Origin of the sequence: Arthrobacter sp. 08Y14, from assembly GCF_002929455.1 — a bacterium.
GTDB lineage: Bacteria > Actinomycetota > Actinomycetes > Actinomycetales > Micrococcaceae > Arthrobacter_B > Arthrobacter_B sunyaminii.
The window spans coordinates 757,489-774,216 of the sequence record NZ_PJIX01000002.1 but is presented as its reverse complement, the minus strand read 5'-3'; the positions used below and the strand labels follow the sequence as shown (position 1 = coordinate 774,216).

Below are 16,728 nucleotides of genomic sequence, written 5' to 3'. Positions count from 1 at the left end.
GTGCGGATGGCGCAACAGGAGGTGTCGGCTCCTCCGGATTCGTCCGGCCGCCCAATCATCCTCAGCGGCGCGTACTGACCGTCACCGTAAACTTGGGGTTCCGGGCGACTTCCCGGGTGGGGCCGACCAGCCGGTTCAGGGCCGGCTTGTACATGAGGTGGCTGTTCCAGACGGTCCACAGCTCACCGCCGGGCCGCAGAACCCGTCCGGCGTCGGCAAAGAGCTTGAGGGCAATCCCGGCATGGACGCTGGCGCCAATGTGGAAAGGCGGGTTCAGCACCACCAGGTCCTCGGACGCGTCCGGAAATCCGGCAAGGGCGTCGCCGCGGCGCACCGTCACCCGGTCACCGACGCCGTTTGCGGCGGCGGTGAGCTGTGCCGATGACACTGCGGCAGCTGACTGGTCTGTGGCGGTGACCTGCAGCATTGGACGGGTCAGGGCCAGGTACGCGGCGATGGCACCGGTGCCGCAGCCCAGGTCGACAGCATGCTCCGCCGAACGGGCACCGGTGAGCAGGGGCAGCAGGAAACGAGTGCCGATGTCCAGGGCGGGTCCCGCGAACGCGGCCCCGTGCGCCCACAGCTCCAACGGCGAGGCCAGGCCCACTTCATGGCGCTGGGACACGGGGAAGCGTGCCGCGGGACGAGCTTCCGGCGGCAGGGGAGATTCGGCGGTCAGGATCCGCGACTTCTGCCGGCCAAGCCCCGCCGTCACCGATCCGAAGTAGCGTGCCAGCACATCGTTCATGGCGGTGGACATGTGCTTGATCCGGCCGCCCGCATACACCTTCACCCCGGGGGAGGCGTGGGCAGCGATTAGCCCGGCGATCTCCTCCAGTGCATCCAGCGAGCGCGGCAGGCGCAGCAGCACCAGCCGCGCGCCGTCAACCAGTGCCGGATCCAGCGCATGATGGCGGTAGGTGCCCTGCAGTCCTAGCTGCCGGGCATTGCGGTCCAGCGCAAGCTCGCCGCTCAGCGGATCCTGGTGCACGCGAAGGCCGCCCAGCCCGTGGCCGGCGGCCGCCCCAAGTGTCAGGGCGCCGTAGGCATCACCGATGACGACGACGGCGCCGCTTCCGTTCCGCTCCGGGCCGCCGGCCGCGGCGGCAGCGAGGTCGGCGGAGGCCGTGTCAAGCAGGAGCCGGTCGGCGGCGTCCCACGCCTGCAGGTTTTCCGCTTCGATATCCGGGCGGCGGCTCAGGCGGGAAAAGTCAAAAGCCGCGGGACCGCCGGGCCCCGGGGTTACATCAGTCAAGGTCGATCCATTTCGTTCCAAGGGGGACCGGGTCGGAGGCTCCGGCGGTCATGGCGGCCAACCGGGAATGGAAGGTTGCCAGGGCATCGGCGGTATCGGGCAGTGCAACCCGAAGCTGCGCTCCCGAAGCCGAGTAATCCGTGCCCAGGACGCTCACGCCTGCCGCGCGCAGGTCATTTTCCAGCCGGCCGGCGGCGGAATGCCCGGCCGCGATGCCGTAAAGCTGCATTCTGCGCCGTCGGACAAACCGTGCGGTGGCCACGGCCGAGGACACCGACTCGGAATAGGCCCGCACCAGGCCGCCGGCGCCCAGCAGGATTCCGCCGAAATAGCGGACGGTCACCGCTGTGATGTCACTGAGGTCCGTGGCGCCGCCAAACGTTTCCCGCTTCGTCAGGGCTTCCAGCATGGGAAGGCCTGCGGTGCCGGAGGGCTCGCCGTCGTCATTGGAACGCTGAACTTCACGTCCCGGCCCGAGCACAAAGGCGCTGCAGTGGTGGCGGGCGTCATGGAACTCACGGCGCAGCTCGGCGACCAGCGCGCGGGCCTGCTCTTCGGTTTCGGTGCGACGCAGCACCGTGATGAAACGTGAGCGCTTAATCTCGAGTTCGGAGCGGTGCTCCCCGGCGATGGTGGTGTAGCGCCCCGCCGCCGCGTCGATGTCACTCACCCCAACAGTTTAGGCGCTGTTCAGTTCAAACGCTGCGCAGCAAGATCCGCTGGCCTTCGGCGACCGGTGCTGTGACACGGTAGCCTTGGGCGCATGCTGAGAGTAGGACTGACCGGCGGGATCGCCGCTGGAAAATCATTGGCCGCACGTACGCTGCGCGACCTTGGTGCCCTGGTCATCGACGCCGATGCCCTGGCCCGCGAAGTGGTGGAGCCGGGCACCGAGGGGCTCGCCGCCGTCGTCGAGGCCTTTGGGCCGGGCATCCTGGACGGCGAAGGCCGTCTGGACCGGCCCGCGCTGGCGGCGGTTGTCTTTCGTGATGAGGCCAGGCGGGAAACCCTCAACGGCATTGTCCACCCCCGGGTGCGCGCGCGGGCAGCTGAGCTGGAACGCGAAGCCGAGCCGGAAACCATCGTGGTTCACGACATGCCGCTGCTGGTGGAAACCGGGCAGCACCGAAGCTTCGACTTTGTGCTGGTGATCGACGCGCCGGAGGAGGAACGGATCCGGCGGATGGCGGCGGACCGCGGCATGAGCGAGGAAGCGGCGCGGGCGCGGATCGCTGCGCAGGCTTCAGCTCAAGAGCGTGCCGCGGCGGCCGACGTCGTGCTCGTCAATGAGGGATCTGCTGATGAGCTCGTTGAAGCGGTGCGGCAGCTGTGGGAGACCCGGCTGCTGCCGCTGAACGACGAGCTGCTTCGGGCCGCGCGCTGACGCTCTCCGGCTGCCCGGAGGTGTTCAGCCCTGAGCTGACCGCACGCACTGCGGACGCATCCTGACCGCAGTGCGGAGTAGCTTTTAATCATGAGTCTTGCGCAGGACATCAAGAGAGTCGTTGCCCCCTTTGAAGTAATCAGCGATTACTCGCCCGCGGGCGACCAGCCCACCGCCATCAAGGAACTCGCCGAGCGGATCAAGGCCGGCGAAAAGGATGTGGTCCTCCTCGGTGCCACCGGTACCGGTAAGAGTGCGACGGCGGCCTGGCTGGTGGAGCAGGTCCAGCGGCCCACGCTCATCATGGTCCAGAACAAGACCCTCGCCGCGCAGCTGGCTAACGAGTTTCGTGAACTGCTGCCCAACAACGCGGTGGAGTACTTCGTCTCCTACTACGATTACTACCAGCCCGAAGCCTACGTTCCGCAGACTGACACTTTCATCGAGAAGGACTCCTCCATCAACGAGGAAGTGGAACGGCTGCGGCACTCCGCCACCAACGCCCTGCTGACCCGCCGCGACGTCATTGTGGTGGCCACCGTGTCCTGCATCTACGGCCTGGGAACCCCTGAAGAGTACATCGAAGCCATGGTTACGCTGCGCAAGGGCCAGCAGATGAACCGTGATGACCTGCTGCGCCGGTTCGTCAATATGCAGTACGCCCGCAACGACATGGACTTCCACCGCGGCACGTTCCGGGTCCGCGGCGACACCGTCGAGATCATTCCGATGTACGAGGAAAACGCGCTCCGGATCGAGTTCTTCGGCGACGAGATCGAGAACATCTACACCCTCCACCCGCTCACGGGAGACGTCATTCGTGAGGAAACGGAAATGTACGTTTTCCCGGCGTCACACTACGTCGCCGGCGAGGACCGGATGCACCGGGCCATCCGCCAGATTGAGGACGAGCTGCAGGTGCGGCTGGCCGAACTGGAGTCGCAGAACAAGCTGGTCGAGGCACAGCGGCTGCGGATGCGCACCACCTACGATCTGGAAATGATGCAGCAGATGGGCTTCTGCAACGGCATCGAGAACTACTCCAGGCATATTGACGGCCGCGGTCCCGGCACCGCCCCGCACTGCCTGCTGGATTACTTCCCCGATGACTTCCTGCTGGTCGTGGATGAGTCCCACGTGACCATTCCGCAGATCGGCGCCATGTATGAAGGGGACATGTCCCGCAAGCGGACCCTGGTGGACCACGGTTTCCGGCTGCCGTCGGCCATGGACAACCGGCCGCTGAAATGGGATGAGTTCCTGGAGCGCATCGGCCAGACCGTCTACATGTCCGCGACGCCGGGCAAGTACGAGCTGTCCAAGTCGGATGGTTTCGTTGAGCAGATTATCCGTCCCACCGGTCTGGTGGATCCGCAGGTCATCGTGAAGCCCAGCAAGGGCCAGATTGATGATCTGCTGGGGGAGATCCGCACCCGGACTGAGCGCAACGAGCGCGTGTTGGTCACCACGCTGACCAAGCGGATGGCCGAGGACCTGACGGGTTATCTGATGGAGCACGGGGTCAAGGTGGAATACCTGCACTCCGACGTCGATACCCTGCGCCGCGTGGAGCTGTTGCGTGAACTGCGGATGGGGACCTTCGACGTACTTGTGGGCATTAACCTCCTCCGTGAAGGTTTGGACCTTCCCGAAGTGTCGCTGGTGTCCATCCTCGACGCCGACAAGGAAGGCTTCCTGCGTTCCTCCACGTCACTCATCCAGACCATCGGCCGTGCCGCCCGCAACGTCTCCGGTGAGGTTCACATGTACGCCGACCGGATCACCGATTCCATGGCGAAGGCCATCGACGAAACGAACCGCCGCCGTGCCATCCAGGTGAAGTACAACGAGGACCACGGGGTGGACCCCCAGCCGCTGCGCAAGAAGATCGCGGACATTACGGACTCGCTGGCCCGCGAGGACGCTGACACCAGGGCACTGCTGGCTGAGGCAGCCGACAAGAAGAACCGCAAGACCACCGGTAAGGGCAAGGGCGGAATCCGGAAGGACGGTTTGGCAGCTGCTCCCGCGGAGGATCTGGCCGGACTGATCGCATCCATGACCGAGCAGATGCACGCCGCCGCAGCGGAACTGCAGTTTGAACTGGCGGCACGGCTTCGCGATGAAGTGGGCGACCTCAAGAAGGAGCTGCGCCAGATGCAGAACGCCGGGCACGCCTAAAAAGGATAGAGGTGCCGCGCCTCAGCGAGCTTCACCCCGGTGAAAGTGTCCAGATTGGTGTGAAGAGTCGTGCTCCCCGGGGGAACCGCGCCTGCCGGCGAAGCCGGGGTGTCAAGGGCCCAGCCGCTCCCCAAACGGGTCAGCGACGTGTGTTTCACGTCGTAGTATCCCTCGCGGGCGGCATAGGCGATCCCGGGAGAGCCACCTGCCGATGCGAGCAGGTGGAAGTGAAACCGGGTGGTGAGCCACGACTGGTCCGGTCCCGCCGGGATGCCTTCTTCCCACACCCGTGTGAAGGGAAAGAAATTCTCTTCGGCAATCAGATCGGAAAGCTGATCGTACGCGGGCCGGTCAACCCCCGGGATGGCCTCCAAGTAGTTGACCTGTCTGCCCTGGGACAGGGCGGCCTGGACCTGGAGGCGGACGGCAGCCACTATCTGGCCGAACCGGCCGGCGTCAATCATGTCGCTTTGGATGCAGACATTCGTGGCTGCCGGACTGCGGGCGGGCCGCTGGCCATCCGCACGTATACCGAGGAAAGCATCATCGAGACCGATGTTCAGCGAATAGGCCTCCGCGCTTTCGGCGTCGCGCACCGTTACATGGTCAAATCCTTGAAAAAGCCCGGCGGCTTCCTGTGGGGTGCCAATCAGAGGCATCAGGCCCTGCCCGGTCGCGTACAGCCTGGCGCCCGTCAGTTCCTTAACGGCTTTCATGCCGCTGACCAGAGCTGCGTGGTGCGGCCACACGCCATTGACATAACCTCCGCCGAGCAGGTGCAGGGAGCTTGCCTGCCGCAGCCTCACCAGTCCCATGTCGTAGTTGGGTGAACCAAGGCAGTGCACCAGGTGACGGACCCGCCGGCCTACCTCGGCGGGTGGAAGTCCGTCTGAGTCGCGGACAGCACGCCAGAGGGTGTCGGTGATACGCAACCCCGGGTGCAGGCCTTCGAACAGCAAGGAGGCCGCACCCGGTCGGGGGCAGTCCAGCCACACAACGGCGTCGGGGGCGTTCACGGCCAGGAACCGAAGCCAGGAGGCTGTAATGAACTCATCGCCGAAGTTGGGGTTTCCAGCGGTGCCCACCAAATAGTGTTCAGACCCAGTGCTCATGCCATCAACGTAGCGCCACCTGGGCCGGGAACGCCGGATTGCCCGCCGCTGAGTCCGGTTATCAAACGGGTGCAACAGGCGGGTGCTGCGGTAGACTTCTTGGGCGGCGCAGGGGAGTATCCTTTGTCGCTGTACCCGTCAGCACGCGGGGCGTCGTCGTCCCGCCGGGTGCAGCGGGCATTCGCAGCAGATGATTTCTGCGGATGCCGGAGAGACCTGCGTTTAGTGTCGTGCCCGAAAGGTTTTCCAAATGCCCGAGTTACCCGTTGTCTTTGAGGTCGGCACCTTTGTCGTCCTCGGACTTGTCCTGGTCTTTGACCTCCTGCTGGTGGTCAAGCGCCCCCACGAGCCGTCCATGAAAGAAGCCGGCCTGTGGGTCGGGTTCTACGTTGGGCTCGCTCTGCTGTTCGCCGGGGCCATGTTCGTGTTCACCGGACCCGAGTACGGCAGTCAGTTCGTTGCCGGCTGGGTCACTGAATATAGCCTGAGCATCGACAACCTGTTTGTTTTCATCATCATCATGGCCCGCTTCTCGGTACCTCGTAAGTACCAGCAGGAAGTGCTGATGTTCGGCATCATCATTGCGCTGATCCTGCGCGGCATTTTCATCATCATCGGTGCCGCCGTCATCGAGAACTTCAGCTGGGTGTTCTTCATCTTCGGCGCGTTCCTGCTGTGGACCGCCTACAAGCAGGCAACCGACAACGGTGAGGACGAGGAAGAGGGCAGCGACAACAAGCTGATCGGCAAGCTGCGCCGCGTCCTTCCCATGACGGACAAGTTCGACCAGGGCAAAATCCGCACCGTGGTGGACGGCAAGAAGGTCTTCACACCGATGCTGATCGTCTTCATCACCATCGGCGTCACCGACCTGATGTTCGCCGTGGACTCCATTCCGGCCATCTTCGGCCTGACGCAGAGCGCCTTCATTGTCTTCACCGCCAATATCTTCGCCCTGATGGGCCTGCGCCAGCTGTACTTCCTGCTGGGCGGCCTGATGGACCGGCTGATCTACCTCAAGCACGGCCTCTCGGTCATCCTGGCGTTCATTGGCGTCAAGCTGATCCTGCATGCGCTGCACGTCAATGAACTGCCGTTCATCAACGGCGGCGAGCATGTTGCCTGGGCTCCGGAGATCCCGACGTTCGTGTCCCTGGCAGTCATCCTCGGCACGATCGTGATCGCGACGGTGGCATCGCTGCTCAGCCCCAAGGCGAAGGCCGTTCAGGCGGTTGCCTCCCTGCAGAACGCACTGAAGGTGTACCGGAACCTCGAGGAGGACGCCCCGCACGAAGAGCGCGTGGAAGCCTACGACAAGGTTGCCGAAAGCTACCGCACCGCCACCACCGTCGCCAAAGACCGCGACGACGTCGACATGCCGGAGATCACGGACCAGGACAGGGAAGAATTCCGTGCCAGCAATCCGCGGCTTCAGAACCCTGCGCCGGTGAAGGACCAGACCGAGCAGTAGCGGCACCGCAGCACACAGAACGCAGCAACAGCAAGCGCCGCCCTCCTTCAGGAGGGCGGCGCTTTTGCTTACGGGTCCTGCGGCTGCTTACGGGTCCTGCGGCTGCTTACGGCAGCGGCTCGTCCCGCACCATGGCCAGGAGCCGGTTGAAGATGCCCTCGCCGTCGTCGGCAATGCCGTCGTGGTGGAAGTCGGCGCTTTCCCAGACCTGCAGACCCCGCACCGCAGCGGCAGTCTCAAGGGACAGGTCCCGGTCCACATAGATGTCATCCGTATAGACGGCGGCGGCCACGGGCACGGTGTTCCGGGCCAGCTGGGCCGTGTCATACAGTGCTGGCCAGTTGTCTTTGGCTGCCAGCAGCTCAGCAGGCTCCTTTATGGGCGCCAGGGCCGGATCTTCGTCGAAATACCAGGGGTAGACCATTTCGCCGGTGTACAGGGGCTCTGCCGCGTCCGGCTCGAAGTCGGGGAAATCCTTCAATACCCGCTCCGCGGCCCAGCCGGTGGCTTCGCCCTGGCCGTAGATGGATTCGTGCATCAGCGCATACAACGGGTTGGAGGACCGGCTGACCAGAGAGTGGACGGACTCCAGGAATGTATCCGAGAGGCGGTCCCCGTCGGGCGTGGGCACAAAGGCTTCCTGCAGCAGAAGGTGCAGGCCGTCCATCCGGGTGTTGCCGCCCAGGAAGGAGCCGATCATCTGGAAGCGCCGCACGGTTAACCGCTCACCCGAGGGCAGGTACTCCGGGACGTTCTCCAGATGGCGGGCGATCCGGGTAGTGATGCCACGGTCCTGCGGATACTTCTCGAAATACTCTGCGTTGCGGGCCGCTACACGGGAAAACGTCGCCTGGTAGACACGGTCCGCAGGACCGGTCAACGGAGCCAGGCCACCGGTGATCAGCGACTCGCGCAGCCCGTGCGGAGCAAAGGACAGGTACGTCAGCGTGCAGAAGCCGCCATAGCTCTGCCCGTACGTGGTCCAGGGCCCCGAGCCCAGGGCTGCACGGATCAGTTCGGCGTCGGCCACGATCGAGTCCGCCCGGAAATGCGTCAGATAATCCGCCTGGGCGGCTGCATCCCCGCGCAGGGTCAGGGTCTGCCGGTTGGCGGGAGTGGACAGGCCGGTTCCGCGCTGGTCCAGCATCAGGATGCGGAAGTGCTTGGACGCTGCTTTGGTCCAGCCGCTGAAGGACAGGAGTCGGGAGCCCTTTCCGCCGGGGCCGCCCTGCAGGTACAGCAGCCACGGCAGCTGCTCCGCCTCGGCCTGCGGCAGTTCGGCGTCGGAGTATTCGCGGGCAAAGACGGTGATGGTTTCGCCGTCGGGTGCCGAATGATCCAGCGGAACGGTGAAATGATGGTCTGTGACGCGCATGCCGCGTACCCCGTAGGGCGCCGAAGCCGTGTGGGGAACGCTCATACGGCAGCACCGCCAAACGTGGTCAGGGCGTCACCGGTGAGCCGGAACGTGGTCCACTCATCCTGTGGCACCGCGCCGAGCGACTTGTAGAAGCGGATGGACGGCTCGTTCCAGTTCAGCACGCACCACTCCACCCGGGCGTAGCCGCGCTCGACGGCGATTTCGGCCAGAGTGCGCAGCAGAGCCTTTCCCATGCCCTTGCCCCGCGCCTCGGGCCGGACATACAGGTCCTCCAGATAGATGCCGTGCACGCCCTCCCAGGTGGAGTAGTTCAGGAACCACAGGGCAAAGCCCTGCACAGCTCCGGAATCCACTGCCACATGGGAAAAAATGGCAGGGTTCTCTCCGAAGAGGTTCTGCTCCAGCGCCTGAACAGTGTTCTTGACGGCGTGCGGCTCTTTTTCATAGATCGCCAGGTCATGGATGAGTTCAAGGATGACCGGGACATCTTCCGGGCGGGCGGGGCGGATCTGCATGCCCTCCAGCCTAGTCCAGCCGGCCCGCCGTCATGACCTTGATGACGGGGGAGCCTGCCTCATCCGAGGCCGCCAGATCCACCTCGGCCGTGATCCCCCAGTCAAGGTGGTTGGCCGGATCCTTGAAGATCTGCCGGACCTCCCATTTGCCGGGCAGCTCCTTGATGATCAGCAGGTTCGGTCCGCGTCCGTCGGGACCGTCGTCAATGTCCTCGTGCTCCTCGAAGTAGGCGTCCAGTACATCCGCCCAGCGGTCGGCATCCCAGCCGGAGCCGCCGTCGAGTTCGCCCAGGGCGCGGTCATCCTCGTCCGCGAACAGCTTCACCCGCTGGAACATTTCGTTGCGGACCATGACGCGGAACGCGCGCACGTTGGCGGTGAGCTTATCCGGAACCGGCGGCAGGACCGGCTCGTCGCCGGCGTCGGGGTTGACGCCGTTGGTGAGCTCTTCCCATTCATCCAGCAGCGAGGAGTCGGTCTGGCGGACCAGTTCGCCGAGCCATTCGATAATGTCCTCGAGGTCCTCGCGCAGCCGTTCAGGCGGAACGGTGTGCAGCAGGGCCTTGTAGGTGTCCGAGAGGTAGCGCAGCAGCACGCCTTCGGAACGGGCCAGCGAGTAGAACTGCACATACTCGCCGAAGCTCATGGCGCGTTCGTACATGTCGCGGACAATCGACTTGGGGCTGAGCTCGAATTCGCCCAGCCACGGGGCGCCGGACCGGTACACCTCGAAGGACTGCTCCAGCAGCTCGGCCAGCGGCTGCGGATAGGTGACTTCCTCGAGCAGGGCCATCCGCTCGTCGTACTCGATGCCCTGGGACTTCATGGCCGCGATCGCTTCACCGCGGGCCTTCTTCTCCTGGGCGGAGAGGACCTGCCGCGGCTTTTCCATGATCGCCTCGATCACTGACACCACGTCCAGGGCGTAGGACGGGCTGTCCGGGTCCAGGATCTCCAGGGAGGCCATCGCAAACGGGGACAGCGGCTGGTTGAGGGCAAAGTTGGGCTGCAGGTGCACCTTCAGTCGGACGGTGCGGCCGTCGGCGTCGGGCTCCGGGAGGACCTCCACAATGCCGGCGGTCTTCAGCTCCCGGTAGATGCTCAGGGCCTTCTTCATCAGGGCCAGCTGCGAGGACCGGGTCTCGTGGTTGTTGGTGAGCAGCTTCTTCGCCGCGGTGAACGGATCCCCCGGGCGCTCCAGCAGGTTCAGCAGCATGGAGTGGGTGATGTTGAAGCTGGAGGTCAGCGGTTCAGGCGTGCCGTCCACGAGCTTCTCGAAGGTGGGCTTGCCCCAGGACACGAAGCCGGCCTGCGGCTTCTTCTTCACCACCTGGCGCAGCTTCTTCTGGTCATCACCGAACTTGGCGTGCGCCTTGGCCATGGCCTTCACGTTCTCGATCACGTGCTCCGGCGCCTGCACGACGACGGTGCCCGCCGTGTCGTAGCCGGCCCGCCCGGCGCGGCCTGCGATTTGGTGAAACTCGCGGACCTTCAGCGGGCGGGTGCGGGTGCCGTCGTACTTGGACAGGGCGGTGATTAGGACAGTGCGGATGGGCACGTTGATGCCCACCCCCAGGGTGTCGGTGCCGCAGATGACCTTCAGCAGGCCGGCCTGGGCCAGCTGTTCCACCAGGCGGCGGTACTTGGGCAGCATGCCGGCGTGGTGGACACCGATGCCGTGCCGGACCAGCCGGTTCAGGGTCTTGCCGAAGCCGGGGGCGAAGCGGAAGCCGGCAATCAGCTCGCCGATCTTGTCCTTCTCCTCGCGGGTGCAGACGTTGATGCTCATCAGCGCCTGGGCCCGGTCAATGGCCTCGATCTGGGAGAAGTGCACCACGTAAACCGGCACCTGCTTGGTGGCCAGCAGTTCCTCCAGGGATTCCTGGACCGGTGTTTCCACGTAGTAGTAGTGCAGGGGAATGGGCCGCTGCACCGAGGAGACGGTAACGGTGTCCCGGTTGGTGAGCTCGCTGAGCTCGTTGGCGATCCGGGTCATGTCGCCCAGGGTGGCGGACATGAGCAGGAACTGCGCCTGGGGCAGTTCCAGCAGCGGGACCTGCCAGGCCCAGCCGCGCTGCGGATCGGAGTAGAAGTGGAACTCGTCCATGATGACGGTGCCCAGGTCCGCATCCGGTCCCTCGCGCAGGGCAATGTTCGCCAGGATTTCCGCCGTGCAGCAGATGATGGGGGCGTCCTTGTTCACCGAGGAGTCGCCGGTGACCATGCCGACGTTCTCTGCCCCGAAAATATCGCACAGGGCGAAGAACTTCTCCGAGACCAGGGCCTTGATGGGGGCGGTGTAGTAACTGCGCTCGTCGTGCGCCATGGCGTGGAAGTGCGCGGCAATGGCCACCATGGACTTCCCGGACCCGGTGGGGGTGGCGAGGATGACGTTGTTGCCGGTCACCAGTTCCATGACGGCTTCGTCCTGCGCCGGGTACAGCGACATGCCCCGGCTCTCGACCCACTCCAGGAAGGATGTGTAGGTCTCATCGGGGTCAATGGTGCGGGTGCTGGACGGGCCGGAGGCAAGCTGTTCAAGAAGTTTCATGTCCATACCAGACTATCGGGCGCGGCCGTGCGCCGCGGACCGCCCGCGCATGACCTGAAATGAAGGCTTCCCGCTGCCGGCCCAAGCCCCTTTGCTAGGCTCGGCGCCATGAAATGGGATCCCCGAAAATACACACAGTTCTCCTCGCACCGCGACCGCCCCTTTTTTGATTTGACCGCGCGCATCGAGGCCGACGCCCCGCGCCGCGTTGTCGACCTGGGCTGCGGACCCGGCACCCTGACCGCGGCGCTCGCCGCCCGCTGGCCCGAAGCCCGGGTCACCGGCGTCGACTCCTCCGCTGAAATGGTGGAGCAGGCGGGCGCCCTGGAGGGCGCTCCCGCGAATCTGGAATTTGTCCGCGGGGGCATCGAGGAATGGGAACCGCAGCCCGGAACCGATGTGGTGGTCTCCAACGCTGCCCTGCAGTGGGTCCCCGGCCACCAGGACCTGATGCGCCGCTGGGCCAAACAGCTCGACGCCGGCGCCTGGCTGGCCGTGCAGGTTCCCGGCAACTTCGGGGCCCCGTCACACGCCCTGATGCGTGAACTCGCCGCGAGCGCTGCCTGGTCGGACAAACTGGACGGTGTCCTGCGCCATGCCGACGCCGTGGATGAACCGGAGGATTACCTTGGCCTGCTGACCGAGGCGGGATTTGACGCCGACGTGTGGGAGACCAGTTACTCCCAGGTCCTGCAGGGCGAGGACCCGGTGCTCGAATGGGTGCGCGGAACAGCCCTGCGGCCGGTTATCGCAGCTTTGGACCCGGAGGACTTCGGGCGGTTCGAAGCCGAGTATGCCGCCCTGCTGCGGGAGGCCTATCCACAGCACGCCTGGGGTACCGTCTTTCCGTTCCGCCGGATCTTCATGGTGGGCCGGAAGAAGGGCTAGGACAGGGACTGTCCCGGCTGCCGCCGTGCAGCCTTCATCAGCGGCGTGTTCAGGTTGTCGATCTGTTCATTGGCGTGCGCCCGGTCCCCGGCACCGCCGCGCTGGTAGTGCCGCGCCAGGTACAGCGCACCACCCAGGGCGGTGAGCAGGAAGCCGGTGATCAGGGCGGCCGGGTCCAGGGACGGCAGCTGGCTAGCTGCTGCCAGGACCGCGAGGATCGGAATGACCGGGCCCAGCGGGAGCTTGGCTCCCTCGCCCGGCCATTTGCGGAATCCCAGCACAGCGGCCGCAACGCTGACGACAATCATGGCCACGATGGCCGCCACGTTGCCGATCGAGACCACGAAGGTGGTGTCATTGAGCAACACCAGGAGAACGGTGATGACACCCAGCAACAGCACGCTCACATAGGGGTGGCCGTTGCGGGTCTGGCGGCCGAGTGCGGGCGGCACATCCCCGCGGGCCACCATCCGCAGCATGATTTCCGAAGCGCCGAGCACATTCGCGTTGGCGCCGGACAGGGTGGACAGGCACGCCGCGAAGGCCACCAGCACGCCGCCCCAGGTACCCATCACGATTTCTGCGGCCTGGGAGACACCGGTGGCCGTAAAGACCGTGACTCCGCTGGCCACCATGGCCAGGGCCGTGCCCAGATAGATGATTCCGGACACCAGCAGGGTGAGCAGGATGGCACAGGGCACCGTTTTGCGCGGATTCTTCACCGAGCCGGCCATATTCGTGATGACGTTGAAGCCGGTGTACGCAGTGAACAACAGCGCTGCCGCCGCAAAGACGCCGCCGGTGCCCTGCGGCAGCGGCCGGTCAACCTTTTCCGGAGTCAGTTCCGTCAGGCCCCAGACGGCAAACAGCACGAGCAGCGCGAGTTTGATGCCCACAATCCAGGTTTCCGCCTTGGCTACCAGCGCCGTCGGCCCCAGATTAAGTGCAGTGACCAGTACGGTGGCAACCAGCCCGAGGGTGAGGGCGCCGATGGCCGGCAGGAAGTACTCGCTGAGGTAATCACCGAAGGAGTCAACGAGGTAGGCGACGATCGTGGCTCCGTTGAGGTAGAACGCCCACATCACCACAAAGCGCCAAAACGGACTCAGGATGTCCCCGACGGGACCGTATCCGGATTCCCCGTCCTTCGCCCGCGTGGAAACCACAATGAAGGACAGCGCACACAGGGCCATGACAATGCCCGCAATGACATAGCTCAGGACCGCTCCGGAACCGGCCAGGTTGATCGCCGTTCCGGACAGCGTGAAGACGCCGCCGCCCACCGTGGTGCCGACACCGAACGCCACGCAGGCAACCAGCCCGATTTGAGGTTTAAGGGTGGCTGAAGGCCCGGAAGCGGACGACGACGGTACTGCGGCCACGGTTTGCCCGCTCTCATCGGTCTCCGAAAGGTCCCTTGCTGAGCGTAAAACCCTCGATCAGCAGGGGTCAACGGAGCCGGCGCTGCAGACCTGCTACCAGCCGCGTTCCTTCCATTCCGGCAGGTGCGGCCGCTCTGCGCCCAGTGTTGTTCCTGCCCCGTGGCCCGGGTGGACGATGGTGTCATCCGGGAGCTGTTCGAACACACGTTCGACTACGTCTGCGTAGAGCGACGCAAAGCGCTCCGGGTCCTGCTGTGTGTTGCCCAAGCCGCCGGGGAAGAGCGAATCGCCCGTGAACAGGTGCGCCGGGCCGGCAGGATCGCGGTAGAGCAGGGCCACTGAACCGGGGGTGTGGCCGCGGAGCTTGATGGCCTCGAGCTCGAAACCCTCGGGCCCGCCGATGTGCAGGGTATCCCCGTCCACTAGCGCCATGTTGGTGGGCACCTCGATATCCGGCGCATCTTCACGGCCGGCGGCGGTGCGTGCTCCGGTGGCTTCCACGGCCTCGGCGAGCGCCCGTACATGGTCCCAGTGACTGTGAGTGGTGACTATCAGCTCCACCTTGGCGGGAACAGCGGCGTCTGCGGCCGCTTCGGACAGCAGCTCCCGGATGGCCGGAAAGTCAGCCGCGGCGTCGATGAGGACCTGCGCCCCCGTGTCCCTGTCCGTGAGGACGTACACGTTGTTGTCCATGCTGGACACGGAGCGGCTGCGGATGGTGACGTTCTTCAAATCAAACATGCCGCCAGTCTAGTTCCGCGCTCGCGGATGTTGACCCCGCAGTCCCAGGCAGAAAGTCTTGTCTGTCCGGGACGGCGGGCGTACGTTCAAGGGGTGCCGGGAACCCCTCCGGCCGGTTCCTGGAGGAAGCGTGCTCCTAAGGCTTGTCCGGCAAAACCTGGCGCCCTACAAAGGTGCCGTTGCCGCCGTCGTCGTCCTGCAGTTCCTGCAAACCGCCGCCACCCTGTTCCTGCCCACCCTGAACGCCGGCATCATTGACCGCGGCGTGGTCCCCGCCAATACCGGCGTGATCCTGGATCTGGGCGGCTGGATGCTCGTGATCACGGCAGGCCAGGTCGTCTGTGCCGTGGCCGCCACGTACTTTGCGTCCCGGGTGGCCATGAGTGTGGGCCGCAACATCAGGGACGAACTGTTCACCACGGTGGAGTCCTTTTCCTCGCGGGAAGTGGGGGTGTTTGGCGCCCCTTCCCTGATCACCCGCACCACCAATGACGTGCAGCAGGTGCAGATGGCGCTGCTGATGACGTTCACGGTGATGGTGTCCGCGCCGATCATGGGCATTGGCGGAGTGCTGCTGGCATTGAACCAGGATGTGGCCCTGTCCGGGATCCTGCTGCTGATCCTGCCGGTGCTCTTTGCCGTCATCGGGCTGGTGCTGCGCCGGCTGATTCCGCTGTTCCGGCGGGCGCAGAAGCAGATTGACCGGGTCAACTCGGTGCTCCGGGAGCAGATCATGGGGGTGTCCGTGATCCGGGCCTTCGTGCGCGAGCGCACCGAGGAAGCCCGCTTCGACACTGCCAACGCGGATCTGACCGGAACCCAGCTGCGGACCGCCCAGTACATGGCGCTATTGTTTCCTGCAGCCATGCTGGTGGCCAACCTGGCGTCCGTGGCGGTGGTCTGGTTCGGCGCCTACCGGATTGACGCCGGGCAGATGCAGATCGGCGCCCTCACCGCGTTCATCGCCTACATCATGCAAATCCTGATGGCCGTCATGATGTCCATGTTCATGATCATGATGCTGCCGCGGGCCGCCGTCTGCGCCGAACGGATCTACGAAGTCCTGGACACGGAAAGCACGGTGCACGACGCCGATGCTGCCGCGCCGCTGGTGTACGACGGCGGCACCCTGGACTTCAGGGAGGTGGGCTACACCTACCCGGGGGCCGAGGCTCCGGTGCTGCAGGACATCAGCTTTACGGCACAGTCCGGACAAACCACGGCCATCATCGGATCCACCGGAGCGGGCAAGTCCACCCTGCTGAACCTGGTGCCGCGGCTGCTGGATGCCACCTCCGGGGGGATCTACATCGACGGACAGGACATTGAGGCAGTCACGCTGCACTCCCTGCGCAGCGGTATAGGCCTGGTGCCGCAGAAGGCCTACCTTTTCTCCGGCACGATTGCTTCGAATCTGCGCTTTGGACGTCCCGACGCCACGGATGCCGAGCTCTGGGAAGCGCTGGAGATTGCCCAGGCTGCGGAATTTGTCCGCGATTCCGAGGGGGCGCTGGAGCACCGGGTGGAGCAGGGAGGCGGCAACTTCTCCGGAGGGCAGCGCCAGCGCCTGGCCATTGCCCGCGCCCTGGTGGTGCGGCCGGCGATCTACCTCTTCGATGACAGTTTCTCCGCACTGGACTTTGCCACCGACGCCCGGCTGCGTGCCGCCCTGAAACAGCGGACCCGGAATTCCACGGTGCTGATCGTGGCGCAGCGCATCAACACCATTGCCGACGCCGCGCGCATTGTTGTCCTTGACGAGGGGCGCGTTGCCGGCCAGGGGACGCATGAGGAGCTGCTGGAGACCTCTTCCACCTACCGGGAGATTGTTGAATCCCAGCTGACGGCGGAGGAGGTGCAGTGAGCG

At 65.1% G+C, this 16,728-nt stretch carries 12 protein-coding genes and 1 pseudogene; 5 read left to right on the top strand and 8 right to left on the bottom strand.

Going from position 1 to position 16,728, the window contains the following annotated elements:
• Positions 1 to 61 precede the first annotated feature (61 nt).
• Entirely contained in the window at positions 62 to 1,255 is a 1,194-nt protein-coding gene (locus CXR03_RS10135; RefSeq protein WP_104103671.1) for a class I SAM-dependent methyltransferase, read from the bottom strand.
• A complete protein-coding gene (locus CXR03_RS10130; RefSeq protein WP_104103670.1) occupies positions 1,248 to 1,925 on the bottom strand; it encodes a YigZ family protein in 678 nt (225 codons plus the stop codon). Before CXR03_RS10130 ends, CXR03_RS10135 begins: the two co-directional genes overlap by 8 nt.
• Before the next feature lie 93 nt (positions 1,926 to 2,018).
• Here CXR03_RS10130 and coaE point away from each other — a divergent pair, with 93 nt between their 5' ends.
• A complete protein-coding gene (coaE, locus tag CXR03_RS10125) occupies positions 2,019 to 2,639 on the top strand; it encodes a dephospho-CoA kinase (protein WP_104103669.1) in 621 nt (206 codons plus the stop codon).
• A gap of 90 nt (positions 2,640 to 2,729) precedes the next feature.
• Positions 2,730 to 4,820 carry an excinuclease ABC subunit UvrB gene (uvrB, locus tag CXR03_RS10120; RefSeq protein WP_104103668.1) on the top strand — a complete coding sequence of 697 codons (2,091 nt, stop codon included), beginning with the start codon at positions 2,730 to 2,732 and terminating at the stop codon, positions 4,818 to 4,820.
• Here the strand turns inward: uvrB and CXR03_RS10115 are convergent.
• Positions 4,817 to 5,932, bottom strand: coding sequence for a polysaccharide pyruvyl transferase family protein (locus CXR03_RS10115; protein WP_104103667.1), 1,116 nt, complete (start codon positions 5,930 to 5,932; stop codon positions 4,817 to 4,819). The genes uvrB and CXR03_RS10115 overlap by 4 nt on opposite strands.
• Before the next feature lie 250 nt (positions 5,933 to 6,182).
• On the opposite strand from CXR03_RS10115, the pseudogene CXR03_RS10110 reads away from it, so the two are divergent.
• Positions 6,183 to 7,151 (top strand): annotated as a pseudogene (locus tag CXR03_RS10110) (TerC family protein); the annotation flags it as partial.
• Between the two features lie 358 nt (positions 7,152 to 7,509).
• Here the strand turns inward: CXR03_RS10110 and CXR03_RS10105 are convergent.
• The 3 genes from CXR03_RS10105 to CXR03_RS10095 are packed head-to-tail and all read right to left on the bottom strand — an operon-like array spanning position 7,510 to position 11,850.
• Positions 7,510 to 8,823 carry an alpha/beta fold hydrolase gene (locus CXR03_RS10105; RefSeq protein WP_104103665.1) on the bottom strand — a complete coding sequence of 438 codons (1,314 nt, stop codon included), beginning with the start codon at positions 8,821 to 8,823 and terminating at the stop codon, positions 7,510 to 7,512.
• The gene (locus CXR03_RS10100) at positions 8,820 to 9,299 is read right to left on the bottom strand and encodes a GNAT family N-acetyltransferase (protein WP_104103664.1); all 480 of its coding nucleotides are present in this window, start codon (positions 9,297 to 9,299) and stop codon (positions 8,820 to 8,822) included. Before CXR03_RS10100 ends, CXR03_RS10105 begins: the two co-directional genes overlap by 4 nt.
• 10 nt (positions 9,300 to 9,309) lie before the next feature.
• Positions 9,310 to 11,850, bottom strand: a complete 2,541-nt coding sequence (locus CXR03_RS10095; RefSeq protein WP_104103663.1) for an RNA helicase — start codon at positions 11,848 to 11,850, stop codon at positions 9,310 to 9,312.
• A 108-nt stretch (positions 11,851 to 11,958) separates the two neighbouring features.
• On the opposite strand from CXR03_RS10095, the gene CXR03_RS10090 reads away from it, so the two are divergent.
• Positions 11,959 to 12,738, top strand: a complete 780-nt coding sequence (locus CXR03_RS10090; RefSeq protein WP_104103662.1) for a trans-aconitate 2-methyltransferase — start codon at positions 11,959 to 11,961, stop codon at positions 12,736 to 12,738.
• Here CXR03_RS10090 and CXR03_RS10085 read toward each other — a convergent pair.
• Both CXR03_RS10085 and CXR03_RS10080 read right to left on the bottom strand, forming a co-directional pair.
• Positions 12,735 to 14,120: an APC family permease gene (locus CXR03_RS10085; protein WP_104103661.1), complete on the bottom strand. Its 1,386-nt coding sequence runs from the start codon at positions 14,118 to 14,120 to the stop codon at positions 12,735 to 12,737. The genes CXR03_RS10090 and CXR03_RS10085 overlap by 4 nt on opposite strands.
• A 93-nt stretch (positions 14,121 to 14,213) precedes the next feature.
• Positions 14,214 to 14,861, bottom strand: a complete 648-nt coding sequence (locus tag CXR03_RS10080) for an MBL fold metallo-hydrolase (protein ID WP_104103660.1) — start codon at positions 14,859 to 14,861, stop codon at positions 14,214 to 14,216.
• A gap of 130 nt (positions 14,862 to 14,991) precedes the next feature.
• On the opposite strand from CXR03_RS10080, the gene CXR03_RS10075 reads away from it, so the two are divergent.
• Positions 14,992 to 16,725: an ABC transporter ATP-binding protein gene (locus tag CXR03_RS10075; protein WP_104103659.1), complete on the top strand. Its 1,734-nt coding sequence runs from the start codon at positions 14,992 to 14,994 to the stop codon at positions 16,723 to 16,725.
• Positions 16,726 to 16,728 lie beyond the last annotated feature (3 nt).

What these genes read in the sequence shown, in the direction of transcription:
- CXR03_RS10105 (WP_104103665.1), bottom strand. Translation starts at nt 8,823, where the DNA reads ATGAGCGTTCCCCACACGGCTTCGGCGCCCTACGGGGTACGCGGCATG.
- uvrB (WP_104103668.1), top strand. Translation starts at nt 2,730, where the DNA reads ATGAGTCTTGCGCAGGACATCAAGAGAGTCGTTGCCCCCTTTGAAGTA.
- coaE (WP_104103669.1), top strand. Translation starts at nt 2,019, where the DNA reads ATGCTGAGAGTAGGACTGACCGGCGGGATCGCCGCTGGAAAATCATTG.
- CXR03_RS10115 (WP_104103667.1), bottom strand. Translation starts at nt 5,932, where the DNA reads ATGAGCACTGGGTCTGAACACTATTTGGTGGGCACCGCTGGAAACCCC.
- CXR03_RS10090 (WP_104103662.1), top strand. Translation starts at nt 11,959, where the DNA reads ATGAAATGGGATCCCCGAAAATACACACAGTTCTCCTCGCACCGCGAC.
- CXR03_RS10080 (WP_104103660.1), bottom strand. Translation starts at nt 14,861, where the DNA reads ATGTTTGATTTGAAGAACGTCACCATCCGCAGCCGCTCCGTGTCCAGC.
- CXR03_RS10095 (WP_104103663.1), bottom strand. Translation starts at nt 11,850, where the DNA reads ATGAAACTTCTTGAACAGCTTGCCTCCGGCCCGTCCAGCACCCGCACC.
- CXR03_RS10100 (WP_104103664.1), bottom strand. Translation starts at nt 9,299, where the DNA reads ATGCAGATCCGCCCCGCCCGCCCGGAAGATGTCCCGGTCATCCTTGAA.